This window comes from Streptomyces sp. ISL-94, from assembly GCF_018614075.1.
Lineage (GTDB): Bacteria > Actinomycetota > Actinomycetes > Streptomycetales > Streptomycetaceae > Streptomyces.
Genome location: NZ_JAGGOZ010000002.1, coordinates 12,310 through 33,961, shown reverse-complemented (window position 1 = coordinate 33,961; position 21,652 = coordinate 12,310). Strand labels below are relative to the sequence as shown.

Annotated in this window: 22 protein-coding genes; 10 read left to right on the top strand and 12 right to left on the bottom strand. The window is 70.3% G+C overall.

What is annotated here, in order from left to right; translation table 11 throughout:
- Positions 1-24: 24 nt before the first annotated feature.
- The 7 genes from ccsB to hemL form a co-directional block, all read right to left on the bottom strand.
- On the bottom strand, positions 25-1,164 hold the full coding sequence (gene ccsB, locus J7E94_RS00210; protein ID WP_215011108.1) for a c-type cytochrome biogenesis protein CcsB: 1,140 nt from the start codon (positions 1,162-1,164) through the stop codon (positions 25-27).
- Complete coding sequence (locus J7E94_RS00205; RefSeq protein WP_215011106.1) at positions 1,161-2,885, bottom strand: cytochrome c biogenesis protein ResB; 1,725 nt, start codon at positions 2,883-2,885, stop codon at positions 1,161-1,163. Before J7E94_RS00205 ends, ccsB begins: the two co-directional genes overlap by 4 nt.
- Before the next feature lie 13 nt (positions 2,886-2,898).
- Positions 2,899-3,684, bottom strand: a complete 786-nt coding sequence (locus tag J7E94_RS00200; RefSeq protein WP_215011104.1) for a cytochrome c biogenesis CcdA family protein — start codon at positions 3,682-3,684, stop codon at positions 2,899-2,901.
- Positions 3,685-3,688: 4 nt separating this feature from the next.
- Positions 3,689-4,321, bottom strand: a complete 633-nt coding sequence (locus J7E94_RS00195) for a TlpA disulfide reductase family protein (RefSeq protein WP_215011102.1) — start codon at positions 4,319-4,321, stop codon at positions 3,689-3,691.
- Between the two features lie 106 nt (positions 4,322-4,427).
- Positions 4,428-5,672 (bottom strand): hypothetical protein, encoded by a 1,245-nt coding sequence (locus tag J7E94_RS00190; protein WP_215011262.1) that lies wholly within the window; start codon positions 5,670-5,672, stop codon positions 4,428-4,430.
- A gap of 210 nt (positions 5,673-5,882) precedes the next feature.
- Positions 5,883-6,578, bottom strand: coding sequence for a histidine phosphatase family protein (locus J7E94_RS00185; RefSeq protein ID WP_215011100.1), 696 nt, complete (start codon positions 6,576-6,578; stop codon positions 5,883-5,885).
- Positions 6,575-7,897 carry a glutamate-1-semialdehyde 2,1-aminomutase gene (hemL, locus tag J7E94_RS00180; RefSeq protein ID WP_215011098.1) on the bottom strand — a complete coding sequence of 441 codons (1,323 nt, stop codon included), beginning with the start codon at positions 7,895-7,897 and terminating at the stop codon, positions 6,575-6,577. Before hemL ends, J7E94_RS00185 begins: the two co-directional genes overlap by 4 nt.
- 304 nt (positions 7,898-8,201) lie before the next feature.
- Between hemL and J7E94_RS00175 the strand changes: the two genes are divergently transcribed.
- The 3 genes from J7E94_RS00175 to J7E94_RS00165 all read left to right on the top strand — a co-directional run bounded on the left by J7E94_RS00175 (position 8,202) and on the right by J7E94_RS00165 (position 11,308).
- Entirely contained in the window at positions 8,202-8,639 is a 438-nt protein-coding gene (locus J7E94_RS00175; protein ID WP_215011260.1) for a hypothetical protein, read from the top strand.
- 181 nt (positions 8,640-8,820) lie between these two features.
- Complete coding sequence (locus J7E94_RS00170; RefSeq protein WP_215011091.1) at positions 8,821-9,033, top strand: hypothetical protein; 213 nt, start codon at positions 8,821-8,823, stop codon at positions 9,031-9,033.
- A 658-nt stretch (positions 9,034-9,691) separates the two neighbouring features.
- Positions 9,692-11,308, top strand: coding sequence for an ice-binding family protein (locus tag J7E94_RS00165; protein WP_308344304.1), 1,617 nt, complete (start codon positions 9,692-9,694; stop codon positions 11,306-11,308).
- Between the two features lie 103 nt (positions 11,309-11,411).
- Here J7E94_RS00165 and J7E94_RS00160 read toward each other — a convergent pair whose 3' ends face one another.
- Both J7E94_RS00160 and J7E94_RS00155 read right to left on the bottom strand, forming a co-directional pair.
- Positions 11,412-12,314 carry a helix-turn-helix transcriptional regulator gene (locus J7E94_RS00160; RefSeq protein WP_215011087.1) on the bottom strand — a complete coding sequence of 301 codons (903 nt, stop codon included), beginning with the start codon at positions 12,312-12,314 and terminating at the stop codon, positions 11,412-11,414.
- Between the two features lie 358 nt (positions 12,315-12,672).
- A complete protein-coding gene (locus tag J7E94_RS00155) occupies positions 12,673-13,074 on the bottom strand; it encodes a VOC family protein (protein WP_215011085.1) in 402 nt (133 codons plus the stop codon).
- A gap of 418 nt (positions 13,075-13,492) precedes the next feature.
- Between J7E94_RS00155 and J7E94_RS00150 the strand changes: the two genes are divergently transcribed.
- Complete coding sequence (locus J7E94_RS00150) at positions 13,493-14,227, top strand: Mut7-C ubiquitin/RNAse domain-containing protein (protein ID WP_215011083.1); 735 nt, start codon at positions 13,493-13,495, stop codon at positions 14,225-14,227.
- A 43-nt stretch (positions 14,228-14,270) separates the two neighbouring features.
- Here the strand turns inward: J7E94_RS00150 and J7E94_RS00145 are convergent, their stop codons facing one another.
- The gene (locus J7E94_RS00145) at positions 14,271-14,762 is read right to left on the bottom strand and encodes a hypothetical protein (protein ID WP_215011081.1); all 492 of its coding nucleotides are present in this window, start codon (positions 14,760-14,762) and stop codon (positions 14,271-14,273) included.
- A gap of 126 nt (positions 14,763-14,888) precedes the next feature.
- On the opposite strand from J7E94_RS00145, the gene J7E94_RS00140 reads away from it, so the two are divergent.
- The 3 genes from J7E94_RS00140 (at position 14,889) to J7E94_RS00130 (ending at position 16,869) form a co-directional block, all read left to right on the top strand.
- Entirely contained in the window at positions 14,889-15,224 is a 336-nt protein-coding gene (locus tag J7E94_RS00140) for a YnfA family protein (protein WP_215011079.1), read from the top strand.
- Between the two features lie 64 nt (positions 15,225-15,288).
- The gene (locus J7E94_RS00135; RefSeq protein ID WP_215011077.1) at positions 15,289-16,053 is read left to right on the top strand and encodes an SDR family NAD(P)-dependent oxidoreductase; all 765 of its coding nucleotides are present in this window, start codon (positions 15,289-15,291) and stop codon (positions 16,051-16,053) included.
- A 63-nt stretch (positions 16,054-16,116) separates the two neighbouring features.
- Positions 16,117-16,869, top strand: a complete 753-nt coding sequence (locus tag J7E94_RS00130; protein WP_308344303.1) for a hypothetical protein — start codon at positions 16,117-16,119, stop codon at positions 16,867-16,869.
- Positions 16,870-16,899: 30 nt separating this feature from the next.
- Here the strand turns inward: J7E94_RS00130 and J7E94_RS35245 are convergent, their stop codons facing one another.
- Positions 16,900-17,025: a hypothetical protein gene (locus tag J7E94_RS35245; RefSeq protein ID WP_285440683.1), complete on the bottom strand. Its 126-nt coding sequence runs from the start codon at positions 17,023-17,025 to the stop codon at positions 16,900-16,902.
- A gap of 437 nt (positions 17,026-17,462) precedes the next feature.
- Here J7E94_RS35245 and J7E94_RS00125 point away from each other — a divergent pair, with 437 nt between their 5' ends.
- Positions 17,463-18,194 (top strand): hypothetical protein, encoded by a 732-nt coding sequence (locus J7E94_RS00125; protein ID WP_215011075.1) that lies wholly within the window; start codon positions 17,463-17,465, stop codon positions 18,192-18,194.
- A gap of 291 nt (positions 18,195-18,485) precedes the next feature.
- The gene (locus J7E94_RS00120) at positions 18,486-19,304 is read left to right on the top strand and encodes a hypothetical protein (protein ID WP_215011073.1); all 819 of its coding nucleotides are present in this window, start codon (positions 18,486-18,488) and stop codon (positions 19,302-19,304) included.
- 62 nt (positions 19,305-19,366) lie between these two features.
- Here J7E94_RS00120 and J7E94_RS00115 read toward each other — a convergent pair whose 3' ends face one another.
- Positions 19,367-20,560: an RtcB family protein gene (locus J7E94_RS00115; protein WP_215011071.1), complete on the bottom strand. Its 1,194-nt coding sequence runs from the start codon at positions 20,558-20,560 to the stop codon at positions 19,367-19,369.
- Between the two features lie 162 nt (positions 20,561-20,722).
- Between J7E94_RS00115 and J7E94_RS00110 the strand changes: the two genes are divergently transcribed.
- Positions 20,723-21,571, top strand: coding sequence for a DUF3558 domain-containing protein (locus J7E94_RS00110; protein WP_308344302.1), 849 nt, complete (start codon positions 20,723-20,725; stop codon positions 21,569-21,571).
- The last annotated feature ends 81 nt before the right edge of the window (positions 21,572-21,652 follow it).

Below are 21,652 nucleotides of genomic sequence, written 5' to 3'. Positions count from 1 at the left end.
ACACCAGCGTCCCACTCCCGCCGGTCAGACGCCCGCGTACGAGTGCTTGCCGCTGAGCAGGATGTTCACGCCGTAGTAGTTCCAGATCCAGCAGGCGAAGGCGAAGAGCGCCAGGTAAGCGGCCTTGCGGCCCTTCCAGCCGGCGGTGGCGCGGGCGTGCAGGTAGCAGGCGTACGCGACCCACGTCACGAAGGACCAGACCTCCTTGGGGTCCCAGCCCCAGTAGCGGCCCCAGGCGTCGCCCGCCCAGATCGCGCCCGCGATGATCGTGAAGGTCCACAGCGGGAAGACGGCCGCGTTGATGCGGTACGAGAACTTGTCCAGGGAGCCCGCCGAGGGCAGCCGCTCCAGCACGGAGGAGGCGAACCGGCCCGGCGTGCCGCCGCGCGCGAGCTTCGCCTCGTATCCGTCGCGGAAGAGGTAGAGGACCGCGCCGGCCGCGCCGATGTAGAAGACGGCGCCGCAGAAGATCGCGGTGGAGACGTGGATCCACAGCCAGTACGAGTGCAGGGCCGGGACCAGCTGGTCGCTGTCGGTGTAGAGCCAGGTCACGGCGATGCCGAGGTCCAGCAGGACGGTGGTGACCAGGATCAGGCCGAGCCAGCGGACGTTCTTCTTCAGGGCGAGCAGGACCAGGTACGCGCCGACGGCCACCGTGGAGAAGGTGATCGAGAACTCGTACATGTTGCCCCAGGGGGCCCGCTGCACCGACATGGCGCGGGCGACGACTCCGCCCGCCTCCAGGAGGAAGGCGAGGGCGGTCAGCGAGATGGCGATCCGGCCGTACAGGTCGCCCTGCACGGTGCCGCCCGCGGCGCCCGGGCCGTCGGGCACGTCGCGGGTGCCGGCGGCGGAGCGGGTGACGACCTTCGGCTGGTCGAGGACGGCCGTGGAGCCCCCGGTTTCACCGGCTCCACTGGAGCTTCGCACCCCCTTTCGGCGCACCTGCACGGCGGGCGCGGCGGCCGCGGCCGCGTCACCGGCGCCGGCTCCGGCACCGCCGGTCAGCGCGGCGGCCGTACGGGCCACCTTGCTGCGGCTGCCGAAGGTCCACTCGGCGATGTGCGCGAAGAAGGCGAGCATGTAGACCGCCATCGACGAATAGACCAGGTAGTTGCTGATCTGCGCCAGGTTCTCGTTGGCTGCGGCTGCGAGCGGCGTCATCCGCGCTCTCCTTCAGGGGTTTCTTCGACAGGTTCTGCGGATACGGCGGGGGGCGCGGTCGGCGCCTGCCGGTGCAGCGTGGCGGCGAGCTCCGCGAGCTCCTCCGGCAGCTTGGCGGACTCGCTGCGGCCCAGCCCCGCCATCTCGACGACGGTGACGCCGTCCTTGCCGGGCACCGCGCGGACCCAGATCCGGCGGCGCTGGATGAACAGCGATCCGGCCAGGCCCGCGATGGCGGCGATCGCGCCCGCCAGGGCGAGGCCGCTGCCGGGCTGGTGGGTGACGGAGAAGGTGGCCCACCGCTCGATGCCCTCGAACTTCACGGTGCCCGCGCCGTCGGGCAGGGTCATCGTCTCGCCCGGCAGCAGCATCTGCGCGAAGGGGTCGCCATTCTCCTTCTTGAACTGCTGCATCTTGGACGTGTCCAGCTGGTACACGTTCTGCGGCAGGCCCGAGTCCACGCCCAGGCTGCCGTGGAAGGCGTTGAGGGCGATCACCGGGAAGTTCGCCGCCGGGAACTGGGAGAGCATCGTGCCCTGGCCCTTGCCCGCGAAGGTCGGCACGAACTGCGCGGAGAAGCCGAGCTGCTCCTTCTCGCCGTTCTTGTTCCGGTAGCCGTCGGTGACCTTGATGGCGCCGCGCGAGGTGAGGTTCGCGTCCTGCGGCAGCATCGGCACGGCGTCCTTGTAGACCACCGTGCCGGCGGGGTCGGTCACCGAGATGACCGGTGCGTAGCCGTGCCCGAGCAGGTAGACCTTGGAGCCGTCGACCTTCAGGGGCTTGTTGACCTGGATCTCGCGCTTCTGCGGCTTGCCGTGCGCGCCGTCGCTGAAGGTGACGTACGCCGTGAAGTCGCGGGGGGTGCCCTTCTGCGGGCCGGTCTCCTCGTACGTGGCGTCGAACCTGTCCAGGGTGAAGGAGAAGGGCGGCAGGTCCTGGGGGTCGAAGAGCGCGCCGTACTTGAAGTCGTCGTACTGGGTGAGCGTGTTCGAGAAGCCCTTGCCGCGCAGGACGAGCTTGCCGCCCTCGGACTTGAAGTACTGGCCCCAGGCGAAGGCCACCAGCATCACGATCAGCGCGACATGGAAGATCAGGTTCCCGGCCTCGCGGAGGTAGCCCTTTTCCGCGGCGACGTGGTTCTCGCCGCTCTCGGTGCGGAAGCGCCGCCCGCCGAGCAGGGTCTTCGCGTGCGCGAGGACCTCGTCCGGGGTCCTGTCCGTGCGCCAGGTGGTGTGCGCGGGCAGCCGGTCGAGCCGCTTGGGGGCGGCCGGCGGGCGGCCGCGCAGCTGGCCGGCGAACTGCCAGGAGCGCGGCAGGATGCAGCCGATCAGCGAGATGAAGAGCAGCAGGTAGACCGCGGAGAACCAGAACGACGAGTAGACGTCGAAGAGCTGGAGCTTCTCGGCGATGCCCACCCAGGACGGGTTGTCCTTCTTCCAGGCGGCGACCTTCATCGCGTCGACCGAGGTCTGCGGGATGAGGGAGCCGGGGATGGCGGCCAGGGACAGCAGGAAGAGGAGGATCAGCGCCACCCGCATGGAGGTGAGCTGCCGCCAGAACCAGCGGGCCCAGCCGAGCACGCCGATGCCGACGGGACCGCTGTCCTCGACGGGGGCGGTGGACAGCTGGGCGCCGGCGGCGCCGAGCACGGGCTCGGCTTCGGCGTCGGCCCCGGTGGGTGCGTTGTCGGTGCCGGTGGGTGCGTTGTCTGTCTTGCTCATGTGCGTTACGTCCTCAGATCCCCACCGTGAAGCCTTGGGTCCAGCTCTGCATGTCGCTGACGATGCTGTCCCACATTCCTGTGACGAGCAGCAGACCGGTGAGGATCAGCATGCCGCCACCGATGCGCATCACCCACGCATAGTGCTTCTTCACCCAGCCGAATGCGCCGAGCGCCTTGCGGAAGGCGATCGCGGCGAGGATGAAGGGCACACCGAGGCCCAGGCAGTAGGCGACGGTCAGCAGCGCGCCCCGCCCGGCGCTGGCCTGGTCGATGGAGAGGGTGTTGACGGCGGCGAGGGTCGGGCCCATGCAGGGGGTCCAGCCGACGCCGAAGAGCACGCCGAGCAGGGGCGCGCCGAGGAGGCCCGCCGTCGGCTTCCTGTGGAAGCGGAACTCCCGCATCGTCAGTCCCGGGATCGCGCCCATGAAGAAGAGGCCGAGGACGATCACCAGCCCGCCGAGGATCTGGGAGATCAGCGCCTTGTTCTCCTGGAGGCTCGCGCCGAAGTATCCGAAGAGGGCGCCGGTGGAGACGAAGACGGCGGTGAAGCCCGCGATGAACAGGCTCGCCCCGGCCAGCATGCGGCCGCGCCGCGCCTCGGCGAGGTCGGCGCCGCTGACGCCGGTCACGTAGGAGAGGTAGCCGGGGACGAGCGGGAGCACGCAGGGCGAGAAGAAGGAGACCAGCCCGGCGAGCACCGAGATGGGCAGCGCCAGCAGCAGGGCGCCGCTCAGGACGGTGGTGTTCACGCCGGTCGCCTCGGCGGCGAGCAGGACGTCGGGGACCGCGGTGACCACGGGGTCACTTCTCCGCGAGGAGCGGGTCGATCATCGACCGCAGCTGCTTGTCGTTGATCGCGACGAGGGTGCGGGCGGCGATCTTGCCCTCCTTGTCGAGGACGACCGTGGAGGGGATGGCCTGCGGGTTGAGCGTGCCCTTGGGGAAGCGGAGCATCAGCTTCCCGTCGGGGTCGTAGAGGCTCGGGTAGGTGATCCCGTAGTCCTGCTCGAAGTTGACGGCGTTCTGCGTGCTGTTGTCCCGGGTGTTGATCCCGACGAAGGCGACGTCCGCGCCGGAGTCGGCGAGCTCCTTCGACACCTTCGCGAAGTACTTGGCCTCTCCGCGGCACGGCGGGCACCAGGAGCCCCAGACGTTGAGGACGACGACCTTGCCCTTGAGGGTCGTGGTGTCGAGGGTCTTGCCGTCGACGGTCGCTCCGTCGAGCTTGGGGGCCTCGGTGCGCTCGCCCCTGGCGACCCTGGAGATGCCGCCCGATCCGGTGACGTAGTTGCCGCCGGAGCTGCTGGTGGGCTTGCCGCCGCCGTCCGATCCGTCGCAGGACGTCAGGGTCATGACGCCCGCGACGGTCGCCGCGGTCAGCAGGAGGGCGCGGCCGCCGGTCGAGCGGCGACGGAGGGCGCGGCTAGGACTCATGTGAAAAGTTTCGCATGGGCAATGTGCGAATGTGCCGCACCCCCCGGCGGGGTGCCAATGCCCTGGTCAGGCGAGGTCCGGCGCTGCCAGGCCCGGTCGGGCCCTGTCAGGCGCTCGTCATGTACGCCGCCCAGCCGCCGGCGGGCGGCTCACCCGGGCCGAGCCCGCGGAGCTTGGCGAGCACCTTGGGGTCCTGGACGTCCAGCCAATCGGTGAACTGCCGGAAGGATACGAGCCTTACATCCCTTTTGTCCGCCATGCCCTTGAAGGCTTCCTCGACGGCGTCCATGTAGATGCCGCCGTTCCACTCCTCGAAGTGGTTGCCGATGAAGAGCGGGGCGCGGTTGGTCTCGTAGGCCCGCCGGAAGCCGCCGAGGTAGGTGGCGGTGGCCTGGGTGCGCCAGCCCGGATAGTTGGCCGGGACGCCCCTGGTGGTGTTCTTGGACTGGTTGGCGAGGATGTTGTAGTCCATGGACAGCACCTCGAAGGAGTGCCCGGGGAAGGGCAGGGACTGGAGCGGCAGGTCCCAGATCCCCGACTTCTTCACCGGCCAGACCTGGAGGCCGCCGGGTGAGCTGGAGTCGTAGCGCCAGCCCAGCTTCTGTGCGGTCGCCAGCAGGTTGTCCTGGCCGAGGAGGCAGGGGGTGCGGGCGCCGACCAGTTCCTTGCGGTAGTCGAAGGGCAGGGGTTCGAGGTCGGTGAAGCCGGTGTTCGTGCGCCAGTTGGTGACGAAGGACACGGCCTGGTCGATCTCGCTCTGCCAGTCGTCCGGGGTCCACTTGGCGACGGAGCCGGAGCCCCCGCAGAAGTGGCCGTTGAAGTGGGTGCCTATCTCGTGCCCGTCGAGCCACGCCTCGCGGACGCACTTCAGGGTGTTGCGGATGTTCTCGTCCTTGAGGTAGCCGATGTCCGAGGCCCCGACGGGGTTGTTCGGCGGCTGGTAGAGGCTCTTCTTCGACTCCGGTAGCAGGTAGAGGCCGGAGAGGAAGAAGGTCATGCCCGCGCCGTGGTCCTTGGCGAGCTTGAGGAAGCGCGGGAAGAGGCCGTTCCCGATCTCCCCCGCGCCGTCCCAGCTGAAGACGACGAACTGCGGCGGGGTCTCGCCCGGCTGGAGGGGGACGGGCTTGTCGGGCTGGTGGGGCTGCGGGCCGGTGTCGGCGGTGGAGCCGTCACCGAGGGCCTTGGCCGCCGGCTTCTCGCCCGGCTTCGGGCCCTTGGGGTTCTTGACCGGTCCGGGGGTGCCGGGATCGGACGCGGCCGGTGAGCCGCAGCCCGCGATACCCACCGCGGCGGCGGCCCCAAGTCCCCATCCCAGCAGGCCCCTCCGACTGACGCCTCCGAAGTCGCGCATGTCACCGTCCCCGTCGTCACTCGCGCAGCTCATGCCATTGCCCATATAAACGGACAAGTTGTCAGAACTTGCGGCACTGGAACGGTGATTCCCGGCGCAACTTGTATTTATTTAGGTAAAGCTGTAACGGTTCGTAACAGAGTGACGATCAAGCCCCGGAGCCGGGCGGGCTCCGGAGCCGACCGAGCCCCGGAGCCGAGCGGGCCCGGATCAGGCGCCGAAGGCCTTGGACTTGCCCTTCACCGGCTTCGCCCCGGCCAGCAGGTGCGCCGGGACCAGGTCGCGGGCCGGCTCGCTGTAGCCCACCGACACCAGCTTGTCGCCCTGGTACGTGAAGGACGTCAGCGAGGCGAGCGTGCACTGGCGGCGGCGCGGGTCGTGCCACAGCCGGCGCTTCTCCGCGAAGCTGCGCACGATCCAGATCGGCAGCTGGTGGCTGACCGCCACCGCCTCGCGCCCGCGGGCCGCGTCGCGCGCCGCCTCCAGCGCGCTCATCATCCGGACCACCTGCTCGACGTACGGCTCGCCCCACGAGGGCTTGAACGGGTTCGTCAGGTGCTTCCAGTTGCCGGGCTTGCGCAGCGCGCCGTCGCCGACGCCGAAGGTCTTGCCCTCGAAGACGTTCTCCGCCTCCAGCAGCCGCGCGTCCGTCGCCAGGTCCAGGCCGTGCGTCTTGGCGATCGGCTCCGCCGTCTCCTGCGCCCGCTCCAGCGGGGAGGACACCACGTAGGCGATGTCCCGGCTCTTCAGGTGCTCGGCGACCCGGTCGGCCATCTGACGGCCCAGCTCGGAGAGGTGGTAGCCCGAGCGGCGCCCGTACAGGACCCCGTCCGGGTTGTGCACCTCGCCGTGGCGCACCAGGTGCACGACGGTGAAGTCGGGGCGGGTCGGTGTGTCGCTGCTCATGCGGCGGCCTCCGCGGCGGCCCGGGCGGCGGCCGGCAGGGCGGCCGCGATCCGCTCGATCGCCTGCTCGTCGTGGGCGGTGGACACGAACCAGGACTCGAAGGCGGACGGCGGCAGGTAGACGCCCTGCGCCAGCATCGAGTGGAAGAAGCCGTTGAAGCGGAAGGCCTCCTGCTTCTTGGCGTCGTCGTAGTTGCGGACCTCGTCCTCGGTGAAGAAGACGGAGAACATGTTGGACGCGGTCTGCAGCCGGTGCGCCACGCCCTCCTTGCTCAGCGCCGCCGTCACCAGCCCCTGGATCTCCTTCGACACCGCGTCGACCTTCTCGTACGCGGCCGCGTCCAGCAGGCGCAGCTGCGCGAGGCCGGCGGCGGTGGCGACCGGGTTACCGGAGAGCGTGCCGGCCTGGTAGACCGGGCCGGCGGGGGCGAGGTGGCCCATCACATCGGCGCGGCCGCCGAAGGCCGCGGCCGGGAAGCCGCCGCCCATGACCTTGCCGAAGGTCATCAGGTCGGGCTTGACCCCGTCGACTCCGTACCAGCCGGCGCGCGAAGTGCGGAAACCGGTCATGACCTCGTCGGAGATGTACAGCGCGCCGTTCTCGCGGCAGAGGTCGGCCAGCCCCTGGTTGAACCCCTCGGCCGGGGTGACGACGCCCATGTTGCCGGGCGCGGCCTCGGTGATCACGCAGGCGATCTCGCCGGGGTGCGCGGCGAAGGCCGCCCGCACCGCGTCGAGGTCGTTGTAGGGGAGGACGATCGTGTCGCCGGCCTGCGCGCCGGTCACACCGGGGGTGTCGGGCAGCGCGAAGGTCGCGAGCCCGGAACCGGCGGCGGCCAGCAGCGCGTCCACGTGGCCGTGGTAGCAGCCGGCGAACTTCACGACCTTGGCCCGGCCGGTGAACCCGCGCGCCAGCCGGATCGCCGACATCGTGGCCTCCGTACCGGAGGAGACGAGCCTCACCTGCTCGACGGGTTCGATGCGCGCGACGATCTCCTCGGCGAGCGCGACCTCGCCCTCGCCGGGCGTGCCGAAGGAGGTGCCGCGGGCGACGGCGGCCTGGACGGCCTCGATCACCTCGGGGTGGGAGTGTCCGAGGATCATCGGACCCCACGAGCACACGAGGTCGACGTACTCACGACCGTCGGCGTCCGTGAGGTACGGACCGGTGCCGGACACCATGAACCGGGGCGTACCGCCCACGGCGCGGAAGGCGCGCACCGGAGAGTTCACGCCGCCGGGGGTCACGAGGGAGGCGCGCTCGAAGAGCGTCTGCGAAACTGGGGCTTCATACGGGTACGGGTAGCTCACACCAGCCATGGTCTCAGAGGCCGCGACAGTCTTGCGGACGGGCGTTTCACCGCGCCGCCGCGGGGGAGGTCACTGCCATGATGATCAGGCTGCGTGGCGGGGGCCGCGGGGCCGGGGCAAGAAAGACCAGTCGGGTGGAGATATGCAACGCGGTGGTGGACCGGGCGAGGGTACGGACGGCCTCGACCCCCAGCGCGCCCGCGAAGCCCGCGAGGCCCGACGCCGCGGCAAGCACCGCCGCCGGTCCACGGAGGCGGCCGACGCCGTCCCGGGACCCATGCTGCCGGCCGACGAGCTCCCCAAGGGCCGGGGCATGGGCGTGACGTACAAGTACTTCGGCGCCCCGGACGGCGCGACGGCGGCCCGCGTCCCGGTCACGATGCGGCCCGAGGAGCTCGGCGGCGACGAGCTCGGCATGGGCGGCCTCTTCACCAAGATCAAGCCGGAGACCATGGCGGCGATGGTCCTCACCGGCATCGAGGGCATACCGCTCCACAAGGTCCCGCCGCTGGAGCTGGTCGTCCTCCACCCCGACTACGCGGTGGTCAAGCTCCCGATGACGGTGGTCGACCCGCTGCGCGGCATCGGCGAGGAGGCGGTGGGCGCGGCCGCGTTCATCTGGTCCACGGTCCCGGACCGCGGCGGGCCGAGCGACGCCTTCAACGTCTACCAGCTGCTCCACGAATGGCAGGACTTCTCCCACCGGCTGCATGAAGCCGGGCACCAACCCTATTGCCTCGTGTGGCCCTGACCTGGCCTTTCGTCAATCTGGGCAGCCCTGTGTGCGGGCTGGCCCGGCTTCCGGCGCAGCCACAACCGGGGACGGGCGTCACCCGTGTGCCTCGCCTCGTAGCCGCCATGATGCGGACCGTCACTGTGCGTGTCAGCGTGATCCGAGAGGAATCCGTACCCCACGCAGAGGAGTCGCCGTCATGAGCGGTAAGCAGGACAAGCGTCAGGAGCCGGGCAAGGGCCGCGAGGCACAGGGTCACCAGCGCCCCGGAGACCCCGCGCACGCTCAGCCGGGCAAGCCGTCCCGCGAACAGGAACAGAAGCAGGGCCAGAAGCAGGGCCAGAAGGAGACCTCGCGCCGCCGCGAAGACGACCTGCTGCGCGAAGAGGACCTGCACGACGAGACCCTCTGACCAGAGAACCACTCGCCCCCACGCACAGAGCCCGGCCGGTCCGCAGTCACCCGGCCGGGCTCTGTCATGTCCCGCCCGACGCTGACCTGAGGCTTGCAACGGGAGGGGTGAGACGGCCCTGCCTCCGAGGCGGTCCAGGCAGAAGAACCGCAACGGCCTCCGGACGGACGGTCGTTCAGCGATGCGGCGGTAGGGGACGCCGACGCGCCCGCCACTTTGACGACACAACGGATTCGCACGGACGTGCGGCAAATGCGACTTCCTTGGCGTTACCTCACTCACATAGACCAGTTTTTCCGATTTATGGCTCATTCCTGTGAAATATGCGTGACTGCCCCCACGTGACGGCGTATCACTACCTGGGCAGGGAGCCGCTCTCGAAGTCCCCGCTCTGGGAAGCCTGCGCGCCTGCGCAGGTTAGGGGCTTGCGGCCCTGCATAGCCATCGTCGCGGGCGCTCGGGAACCTCCTCCGGGAGGGCTGAGACCCGAAGCAACAAGAAAGGTTCTGCTGTGGCATTGGATGTCATCCGGTCGGGTCCACCCGACAAAAAGCCTCGACGCAGTCTGTTCAAACGGGGAGTCCTCGTCCTGCTCCCCGCAGCGCTCCTGGCGGCGGCAACCCTGGTCCCGAACCTCGCTCACGCCCTGGAAGCCCCCGTGGGACTGGGGACCGCCACCAACTACGCGGTCCTGGCCGGTTCAACGGTCACCAACACGGGCCCCACCGTCATCAACGGCGATCTGGGGCTCCACCCGGGCACGTCGGTAACCGGCTTTCCGCCCGGCATCGTCAACGGAACGCAGCACATCACCGACGCCGCCGCCGCTCAGGCGAAGTCCGACCTCGTCGTCGCCTACAACGACGCCGCAAGCCGGGGACCCGGCACCGCCATTCCGGCCGATATCGGCGGACAAACGCTGGCGCCCGGCGTCTACACGGCCTCGTCGACACTGAACATCACCGGAACGGTCACTCTCGACGGCCAGAACAACCCCGACGCCGTCTTCATCTTCCAGATCCCCGAGACCCTGATCACGGCTCCGGCGAGTGTCGTGGCCCTCATCAACGGGGCAAACGCCTGCAACGTGTTCTGGCAGGTGGGCAGCTCCGCCACCCTGGGCACGAACTCCCAGTTCAAGGGCACCATCCTGGCCCTGACGTCCATCACGCTGAACACCGGCGCCGTGATCGAAGGCCGCGCTCTGGCGCGCAATGGCGCGGTCACGCTGGACACCAACACCATCACGAGGGCGGCCTGCGCCGTTGGCCCGCCTGGGCCTCCCGGACCGACCGGCTCGCCTGGCCCGACCGGCTCGCCTGGCCCGACGGGAGCCCCCGGCCCCACCGGAGCGCCCGGCCCCACCGGAGCCCCTGGCCCGACCGGAGCCCCCGGCCCGACGGGTGCCCCCGGCCCGACCGGCGCTCCCGGCCCTGACGGCAGCCCCGGCGCCCCCGGCCCGACGGGTGCCCCTGGCCCGACCGGCGCCCCCGGTCCGAGCGGCAGCCCCGGCGCCCCCGGCGCCCCTGGCGCCCCCGGCCCTGACGGCAGCCCCGGAGCCCCCGGCCCGAGCGGCAGCCCCGGCGCCCCCGGTGCCCCCGGCGCCCCCGGTGCCCCCGGCGCCCCCGGCCCGACCGGCGCTCCCGGCCCTGACGGCAGCCCCGGAGCACCCGGCCCGACAGGCGCTCCCGGCCCCGTTGGCTCCCCCGGACCCGCCGGACCTGCCGGACCCGTGGGACCCGTAGGACCCGCCGGACCCGCCGGACCCGCCGGACCCAAGGGGCCTCGCGGCGACAAGGGTGAAAAGGGTGACTCGGGCGATCACGATCACGATCACGACCACGGTCACGACGACGAGGGCGACGGTGGCGACGGTGGCGACGAGGGCGAGCACGGTCGCGACGACGACCACGGCAAGCCCGGCCACGGTCCCGACGGTCACGGTCACGACGGTCACGACCACGGCAAGCCCGAGCACGGTCAGGACGGTCCCGACCAGGGCAAGCCCCCGTGGGCCGACTTCCTGCCAGGCGGCCTCGACGACGCTCTGGGCCACATCGGTCCCGGGCACACCGCCAAGACCGTCAACTTCACTCCCGTGAGCGCCGCCAGCGGCCTGCAGTCAAAGGAGACGTCGCCGGACCTCGCCGCGACCGACCCGAGCAGCGAGGCCGGCATCATGGCCGCCACTGCAGCCGTGCTGGCATTCGTCGGAGGCTCGGCCTTCTTCGCCATGAGGCGGACCCGGCGAGGTGCGGCAACCCGCCAGGACTAGCCCATCACAGGTAAGGGCTGAGACGCCGTCAACCACATAGGCCGTCCGGTCCGCCGTTCGGCAGCGGAGCCCCTGGACACATCGTCCGGGGGCTCAGTGGCTCTCACGGGCTCGGCAGGGACAGCACGCGGGCATCTGGCCGCGATTCTGGGCCGGCGTACGCCCTGACGGCTTCCTCGATGAAATGCCGGGTAGCCTCCGGGCTCAGCGCCTGGGCCTGCAAGTGCGCATACATGGCGCTGTAGCGTCGCACGTCGGATCGTTTCTCCAGATAGAGGTCGCTGGTGAACCTCTCCAGATACACCACGCTCACATCGGTGGCGTCGGCGAACTCGAGCAGCGAGAACTGCCCCGAGACGCCTGGGTGCGCACCCACCTCGTGAGGGAGAACCTGCATGGTGATGTGCGGCTGGGCGCTGAGGTGGGTCAGATGGTCCAGCTGCTCGCGCATGACCTCGCGGCTGCCCACGACGCGCGACAGCGCCGATTCGTCCATCACGGCCCATAGGCGCAGCGGGTGGCCCGGGGCGCGCAGCCGGTCCTGGCGCCGCATCCGCACCTGGAGTCGGGTGGCCGCCTGTTCGGCAGTGGCATGAGGGATCGTTCCTGCGATGACCGCCCGCGCATAGGCGGGGGTCTGCAGCAGGCCGGGGACCACCAGGGGCTCGTAGAACCGGATCGCGGCCGCCTCGGCCTCCAGGCCGATGTAGGCGCCGTACGGGATGTCGTCGTAGGCGTTCCACCAGCCCTGCTGACCCGATTCCCTGGCCATCTGCATCAGGTGGTCAACGCGCCGCTGATCCCGGACTCCGTACAGCTCGCAGAGATCTCGCACATCGCGCGGCTTGATGAGGCGGCGGCCGTTCTCCAGCAGACTGATCTTGGGCTGGGAGATCAGCAGGCGCGCCGCCACCTGCTGCGTCGTCATACCGCTGCTCTCCCGGAGCCGACGCAGCTCCGACCCCAGTCGGCGCCTGCTGACGGTGGGGTTGACAGTGACACCCACAGGGCGCGTACCTCCGCTCCAAGAACCTTGTGCTGGCGAACAGATTGTCACGGCCAGGGCAGCCGGATCCGCCTTGGCCCCGTGTCATGCAAGGTGATTCACGCCGGGCGCAGAGCGACCTGAACTTCGTATGGCATCTCACCGCTCTGACCGTATTTTCCGGTTGCAACAAATAATCGAGATGAACCGCAATTCGATACGGTTTCTGCGCGCAACATGCCAGCGCCAGAGAGACGGGACTTGCAGCCGACGATATCGGCGGAGCGGGCCCCCGCAGCGGTCCGATGGCGGGTGTGAACGGCTGGTACTCGGCGATCGGCTGCAAGCCTACGGGCGCGTGCCAGGTCCCTCCTGCGGCTCAGCCTTGCCCGGCCGGACAGTAGAACTCCACGGCGATGTTGTCCGGGTCCTTGAAGTTGAGGTGGAGGGCCCCGGACGGATCCTCGAAGACGCCGGAATGCGCGACTTCCCGCTCGTCCAGCCGCGACTCCCAGGCCTCCAGTGCGGTCCGGTCGGCGACGTGGAAGGCGCAGTGGTCCAGCCCGACCCGCGCCGGGTCGAAGGCGTCCGACCCGTTCGTCGACTCGTGCCTGCGGAAACCGAGGACGAAGGCGGGTGAGGCGATGGCCACGAACGGGCCGAACTCGTCCTCCATGTCGACGACCGTCTGGGTGTCGAACAGCTGGTTGTAGAACTCCGCGCTGCGTTTCACGTCGGTGACGGTCAGCGCGAGGTGCCCGATTCCAAGGGCTTCAGGCATGGACGCCACCTCCTCCTGATGGTGGGCTGTCGTATTTTCGATGCTACGCCGCAGCACTTTCCTTGTCCGGTACACGGACTGCCTCCGCAGGGGGTCCTCGCCGCGGGCCGGCGCACCCCCGCCTACGTGTCGCCGGCCGCTGCCGCCGCCCCCACCGGGCGCGGGCCGCGGGGCGAGCCGGCCCCGGCTCCTTGAGCCCGACGGTCCCGCCGGCGCGTCAGGCGGTCGGCACGATCCGGCCGCGTACGCCCGGGGCCCCCGAGCCGGTCGTGAGCGGGCCGTGGCGGCCTCGGCGAGCAGGAAGGTCTCCGAGACACCACTTCGACGAGGTCAGCGCGCACCGCGAAACCTACGACCAGGCCGCCTCGACCTCGTAATTGAGCCGCGCCCGGCGCCCCCGCAGTGGCATGCTGACAGAGTGAACGGACCCGGCATTCACCTCACCCTCGCACCAGAACTGCGCCTGTTCGCCGCCCCCAGCCGGCGCGGCGAACGCGTACCGACCGCGACCGACGGCGCCTCCAGCCTCGGCCACGTCGTCGAGTCGGCCGGGGTCCCGCTCACCGAGGTCGGCCGCCTCCTCGTCGACGGCCGCGAGGTGCCCGTCTCCTACGTGCCCCAAGACGGCCAGTCGGTCGAGGTGTTCGGCGTCGAGCGGCCCCAGCGCGTCCCCGGCGCCCCGCTCCGCTTCCTCCTCGACGTCCACCTCGGCACCCTCGCCCGTCGCCTGCGCCTCCTCGGCGTCGACGCCGCGTACGAGAACGAGGACATCGGCGACCCGGCCCTCGCCACCCGCTCCGCCGCCGAGCAGCGCGTCCTGCTCTCCCGCGACCGCGGACTGCTGCGCCGCCGCGAGCTGTTCGCCGGCGCGTACGTCTACAGCGACAACCCCGACGAGCAACTGCGCGACGTCCTCAGCCGGTTCGCGCCCGCGCTCGCGCCGTGGACCCGCTGCACCGCCTGCAACGGGCCGCTCCGCGAAGCCGACAAGGACAGCGTCGGCGACCGCCTGGAGCGCGGCACGCACCGCTCCTACGACGTCTTCGCGCAGTGCACCGTCTGCGAGCGCGTCTACTGGCGCGGCGCCCACCACGCCCGTCTCGAACGGATCGTGGACGAGGCCCTCGTCGAATTCGGCACCGCACCCGCCTAGACAGCACTAGAGGGCCCTCCAGAACCCGGTACGCCCTTGAGGACTAGAAGGCGTACGCGTCCCCCGTGTCCAGCGCCAGCACCACGTGCTCGTTGTTCGCGAGGTTCCGGTCCGCCGCCCCGCCGTTCCACCACGTGTCCACCCGCACCACCACCTCCGACGCGGGCTCCCGCAGCCCCAGCGCCAGCCCGATGTGCCGGCCCCGCCCGTGCAGCGGCAGCGGGCCCGTCTCGCACACCACCTCGCGCAGCCCCGCCCGCGCGCACCCCCGCGACAGCTCCTGCCCGTCCGCCAGCCCGGCCGACAGCCGCACCCGCACCGTCGCGTTCGCCAGCGCCGCCGGGCCGTCGTTCTCCGGGACCAGCCAGATCCGCAGCCGGGCCCCGGTCAGGGACACCCGCCCGTGGTACGCCACGTCGGCCTCCGCCCCGGGGCCGTCCCCGGCACCGGCCGACGCATGGGCCCCCGCGGGCAAGCCCCCGGCAAGCACCAGCAGCCCGGCCAGCACCACACTCCGTACGGCAACACGGCGCATCGCCACCACCTCCACGCGCGGACGCTAAAGCCGACCGCCCCCATCCGGTCGGACCATCACACGAATGAGGGCGGGCCGATCCTCCATTCGCCCGGCCGTCCGCGTGATCTGCGTAGGCTTCCGGCCATGCTCATCGCCCGCTCCGCCGCCCTCTTCGCCCTCGCCGCCGTCCTGGAGATCGGCGGCGCCTGGCTCGTCTGGCAAGGCGTCCGCGAGCACAAGGGCTGGGCCTGGATCGGCGCCGGGGTCATCGCCCTCGGCCTCTACGGATTCGTCGCCACCCTCCAGCCCCAAGGCGACTTCGCCCGCGTCCTCGCCGCCTACGGAGGGGTCTTCGTCGCCGGATCCCTCGCCTGGGGCGTGGTCGCCGACGGCTACCGCCCCGATCGCTGGGACGTCGCCGGCGCCCTCGTCTGCCTCGCCGGCATGGCCGTGATCATGTACGCCCCGCGCGGCCGCTGACCCCGCGCCGCACCCGCCTATGCTGGCGGAGAATCGCCCGTACGACCGAACGAGGAGCCCGCACATGAGCACGGCCGCCACCCGAACCGCCGTAGTCACCGGAGCGAGCAGCGGCATCGGCGCCGCCACCGCCCGGCAGCTCGCCGCGGCCGGCTTCCACGTCGTCCTCACCGCCCGCCGCAAGGACCGCATCGAGGCCCTCGCCGCCGAGCTCACCGAAGCGGGCCTGCAGGCCACTGCCCACGCCCTCGACGTCACCGACCGCGCCGCCGTCGACGCCTTCGCGGCCTCGCTGAGCCGGTGTGACGTACTGGTCAACAACGCGGGCGGTGCCATCGGAGCCGAGCCCATCGCCACCGGCGACCCCGCCGACTGGCGCACCATGTACGAGGTCAACGTCATCGGCACCCTCCACGTCACCCAGGCCCTCCTCCCGGCGATCACCGCCTCCGGCGACGGCACGGTGGTCGTCCTGTCCTCCACCGCCGGCCACTCCACGTACGAGGGCGGCGCCGGCTACGTCGCCGCCAAGAACGGCGCCCGCGTCCTCGCCGAAACCCTCCGCCTGGAGATCGTCGGCCGTCCGGTCCGCGTCATCGAGATCGCCCCCGGCATGGTCAAGACCGAGGAGTTCGCGAAGACCCGCTTCCGCGGCGACGCGGACAAGGCCGAGAAGGTCTACGCGGGCGTCGCCGAACCCCTCTCCGCCGACGACGTCGCCGACACCATCACCTGGGCAGTCACCCGCCCCAGCCACGTCAACATCGACCTCCTCGTGGTCCGCCCCCGCGCCCAGGCCTCGAACACGAAGGTCCACCGCGAGTTCTAGCCCCCGCTGCCTGCCTCTGTGTGGCTGAATGGAGCCGTAGCGAAAGCCAGGGGGAGGCACGCAGTGACAGAAACGACGTCAGGCCACATATCGGATGGACCCGCGCTCGGGGCACGGCCCACGGGCGCGTGGCTGCTCCTGGTGTCGCTGATCCCGGCCACGGTCTGCTACCTCGTGTTCACCGGGTTGCTGCCGTCGGACATCCAGCGGTACCAGGACTACAGGGTGGCCGAGCCGTGCCCCACCGACCTGCCGGTGCGGGAACAGGAGAACTGCGTGCGCACGGTCTCCTTCACCGTCGACAAGACGCGGATCGGCGGGGGTGGGCCCCCCAGCTACGTGGCGACCCTGTCCGGCGCGCCCTTCTGGAACGGGCCCGAGGAGTTCGGTGATCCGGGACCGCTGCTCGAGCGGCTCCGCCCGGGAGACCAGGTGACCGGCACCGTCTGGCGGGGCTACATCATGACGCTCGACAAGGCCGGCATCCGGCAGAGCACCGCCGATGAGCCTCGCGACGAGGCCCAGATGACAGCCGGCCTCGGCACGTTCGCGGGCCTTCTGGCAGCTCTCGGGCTCTGGTTCGGGGCGATGCTGCTGGCCTCCGGGCCGCGCGGACACGAGCCGTACACCTGGCGCCTGCTCGGAAAGCCGCTGCTCATCGCCATAACGGTGCTCTGCTTCGGCGTGGCGTTCGCCGCCCTCCTGCTCGGCATCCCGTGGTGGGCCGTCCCCACGGCCGTCGTCCCGGTCGTGGCGTTCACGGCCTGGCAGTTCGACCGGTACCGGCGCCAGCAGGCCGCCGGCACCGTTCGCTGATCCGTCTCTACGGGACCAGCCCGGCCGTCTTCAGGTGCGGCACGAGGGCCGCGGGCTCGTACCGAACGCCGCGATCTCCTTGTCCCTCACCTCGAAGCCGGTCGCCCGGTACGAATGGTCCTCGGGCTTGTCCGGCCTGACCGGCTTGTCGTACACGCAGGAGATCGCGGCCGCCTTACACCCCGCCCCGGGCCCTCCTGGACGAAGTAGTGCAGGGCGCCGGCCCGCTCCTCACCCGGCTGCGAACTTCCCCGGCAGACCGGGTGGGGACGGGCGACGGCGACGCACTGGCCCCCGCCGTCTTCGCCCCACCCTTCACGGGCGTACACCCGGCCATCCCGACCGCACACCCCACGGCCATTCCGATCACGCCAACCCATACGCGTCGCCGACCAGCCCGGTAACCGACCACCGAACACCCCCCGTCCCGGGCCGACGGCCAGGACGCTCGGCTAAGCGGCCCCATATATGACTCCAATGTGATGATCGCACCTCGCGCCTCGCGTCGTTCCGCGCCCCCCGGCCGAAAGATGCATGTCGAGGCCCTTCGCGCCTCCAGGTCAAACCAACCGGTTCCACGAGGAGCAACACACATGAGTCCTGAGCAAAGGACGCCGTCCCGTATGGGTCCGCTGCCCCGGCAGAGCAAGTGGCTCGCCGGCGGTGCGGTGGCATCGATGGCAATCGCGGTGCTCGGCTTCGCCACCCCCGCACAGGCGGCCGTCGCAAAGCCGCAGCCGGCCGGAGTCGCGTCGACAGACGCCCGGGGCGGCACCGAGTGCGAGGAGGACTACCGTTCCGACGAGGGTCCCGACGCCCGCCTCCGCGGCACCCGCGACGAGTGCGACGGGAAGGCCGGCAAGCCCGGACGAGACGGTCGGGACGGCCGCGACGGCCGCGACGGCCGCGACGCGACCGGGTGCGGCAACGACATCGACTCGGTCCTCCCGAACGGCGCCGAGGAATTCAGCGTCTTCCTGGTCAACGGGACCGCGTTCGGTGGCCACCGGGACAGCCCCACGACCGGTCCCTACGACCGCCAGGACCTGACCACGCCCGCGCAGAACCCCGGCTACCCCGACCGGGCCACGGTCTGCTCCGCCTCGGTCTCCTCCCAGGGCCCCACGACGAACTTCAAGGTCCAGACCCTCTCCGGAGTCGTGTACGAGCTCCAGTGCACCTCCACCGGCGTGACCCTCGACTGCGGCAGCGCCGCCGCCCCGAGGCGCTGGAACGCGGTCACCTTCAACCCGGTGGCCAGCGGCCCGTTCGCCGCCAACAAGGCGGCGCCGAAGGGGCCCTCGAAGAGCACCGCGCGCCCCTGACCCCGTCAGGATCCCGCTGAAGAAGGCCGAAGAAGGCCGAAGAAACACGTGTGCCGTGCCCGGAGTCTTCGGGGCACGGCACACGTGCGTTCGCCCCAGTCCTTACGGCACGGCCCCACCCAGCCGACCTTGCTACCGGGATTTGACATTGCATCATGCGTTCGAGTGAAGGATGCACAAGGTCCCGGAAGTCCTCTGAAGCCGCACCTAAGTTCGGCAACAACACGAACGGCCCCCGCCCGGGATGGCAGTCCCAGCCGAGGGCCTCACCACAAGGAAAAGGACTTCCTCATGGCTGATCAGGACCCTAGCGCCCCCGTGCGCTTCATGGACCTCCAGGACCCCCGCTACGCGTATATGTTCGGCTTCCTCCAAGCCGACGGGCACCTTCGCCAAGGCGCAGGGCAGAAGGGACGACTCGCTGCTGAGATCAACGTCCGCGACATCCACATACTCCGCGAGTTCCAGCAGCTCACCCCCTACTACAGCTCCATCACGGAGCGCGTCCGGAGCACGAACTTCGCCGACTGCCACCATTCGGCCACCTGGTCCGTCTGCTCGCTCGAAGCAAGGACCATCGTCAACGAACTCGGAATCCCGTACGGCAAGAAGTCCTGGACCATCAAGCCGCCCCGCACAGAGTTCTCACGCCCCGACTACGTCCGCGGAATCATCGACGCGGACGGCTCCCTCGGCTGGACCGGACAAGGATTTCCGTACCTGTCTCTCACGTCGGCCAGCACCGCGATCGCCGCCTACCTCTGCCACTACGGCAGGAAGGTCACGGGAACCGGGCGCACCATCTCCCGCAACACGCGAGACGGCGTCTACAACGTCTGCTACTACAAAGAGACGGCACAGCAGCTCGCCGCGCACCTCTACTACAAGGGGTGCCTCGCCCTCGCCCACAAGAAGGCAAATGCGGACGCGATCCAGGCCTGGGTGCGCCCCGCGGATATGCGGATCGCCCCGCCCCGTCGCCGCTGGACAGCGCAGGAAGACCAGGAACTGCTCCGGCTGAACGACCCCGCAATGGCAGGCGTCGCTCTCGATCGAACCGAGCAGAGTTGCTTCATGCGCCTCTGGCGTCTGCGCACTGGGCAGGCCTGAAGGCCGTAGACAGATGGGCCCGGACCTGTCGCGATCGGGGCCCATCCGAGCACCATCCTGGTTCAGCCCTTGATGCAGATGACCTGCTTGAGCTTGGCCACGACCTGCACCAGGTCCGTCTGCTGGTCGATGACCTGCTCGATCGATTTGTACGCTCCCGGGATCTCGTCCACGACACCCGAGTCCTTACGGCACTCCACACCCTTGGTCTGCTCCGCCAGGTCGCGCGCCGAGAACCTCTTCTTTGCCGCCGTCCGGCTCATCTTCCGGCCCGCTCCGTGCGAGGCCGAGTTGAAGGACTTCTCGTTGCCGAGACCCTTCACGATGTACGAGCCCGTGCCCATGGAGCCCGGGATGATTCCGTAGTCACCGCTGCCGGCGCGGATCGCGCCCTTACGCGTGACCAGCAGGTCCATGCCGTCGTACCGCTCCTCCGCCACATAGTTGTGGTGGCAGCTGATCTCGCGTTCGAAGGAGACCTTCGCCTTCCGGAACTCCTTCCGGAACACCTCCTTGAACAGGCTCATCATCACGGCCCTGTTGTACTTCGCGTACTCCTGCGCCCAGAAGAGGTCGTTGCGGTAGGCCTCCATCTCGGGTGTGGCCGCGAGGAAGACCGCGAGGTCCCGGTCCACGAGGCCCTGGTTGTGCGACAGGCCACGAGCCACATTGATGTGGAAGTCTGCGAGTTCGTTGCCGATGTTGCGCGATCCCGAGTGCAGCATGAGCCACACGGAACCGGACACATCAACACATACCTCACAGAAGTGATTTCCTTGGCCAAGGCTACCCATCTGCCGCAGCGCCCGGTCCCGCCGGAACTTCACTGCATCCGCGACATAGTCGAAGCGCTCCCACAGGTCCCCGAACCCCGCCTCCGCGAAGCCGTACAGCCGCGCCGGATCCAGCGCCTCCTTGTGCATCCCGGCCCCCACCGGAATCGCCTGCTCGATCCGCGACCGCAGCTTCGACAGGTCCCCCGGCAGGTCGTTCGCCGTCAGGGAGGTCTTCACCGCCGACATGCCGCAGCCGATGTCCACGCCCACCGCCGCCGGGCAGACCGCGTCCTTCATCGCGATCACCGAGCCGACCGTGGCGCCCTTGCCGTAGTGGACGTCCGGCATGACGGCCAGGCCCTTGATCCAGGGGAGGGTGGCGACGTTGCGGAGCTGCTGCATCGCGCCGTCCTCGACGGACGCCGGATCCGTCCACATCCGGATCGGGACCTTCGCCCCGGGTACCTCTACATACGACATACAGAATCAATCCCCCGAAAACCACAGAAAAATCTGAATACGCAAAAGCCTCGCTCTTGGCCCCAAATGCGACAGGGGACCGGCGCCGGCACCAGCGTGTGCGATAGACATTGTTCCCATCCGCGTCGGAACCGCGGCAACGCATTTTCCGGAGGGGAGCCAGTGGACGTGCAGCGCAAGGCGGTACGGCGAGTCCTGCCAGGCATCGTGATGCTGACCGCGCTCGCGGCCGGCGTCGCCGGGTGCACCAGCGGCGGCAGCGGCGGCGGCGCCGTCGACTCGAAGGCCGGTGGCAGCCAGGCGGCGCCCGCCCAGCCCGGGAAGTACCGCAGCCTCCCCGCCCCCTGCAAGGCGGGCGTCGACAGCAAGCGGCTCAAGGGCATGCTCCCGGCCGCCGATTCGCTCACGCCCGAGCAGCGGGACCAGCTCTACGCGGGCGTCGCGGACGCCTCGTACGACGGCGACCGGCACGTCGGCTGCCGCTGGACCGCGCAGACGCTCGAGGAGACGCGGCTGCTGTCCGTCACCTTCGAGCGCGTGGTCTCGTACGACCGGGCCATCGCCAGCGACGACGACAAGGCGCGCCAGGTGTACGTGCGCCGGCTCACCGACGCGAAGCTGCCCTTCCCCGGCCCGGTCTCCCCCCCGGCGCCGAACCCGTCCGCCACCCAGAGCGCCCCGACCCCGGCCGCGCCCCCGCCCGCCTCGCCCTCCGGTGCGCCCGCCGGCTCGCCCACCCCCGCCGGCAGTCCCTCCGCCCCGCCCGAGCTCGGCTCGCGCGTACTGGAGGGCCTCGGGAACGAGGCCTACCTGGAGGACAAGCTGAGCCCCGCCGGGGCCACCGCGGCGCAGGCGCGCACCGTGCGGATTGTGTTCCGCACCTCGAATGTCATCGTCACGCTTGAGTACAGCGTGCAGCCGGCGCTGCCCGGCACGGTCCCGCCGAGCGGCGAAACCCAGGACAAGGCACGGCAGTTGGCGGAGGCTCTGGTGGAGCGCCTCAACGAGTGAGCGGGGCGCCGGGCGCCCCGGGGTGACGGCGCGCACAGCAGGCCGCCACCCGATCGGGCTACCGTTGCTCGGGTCCCGCGT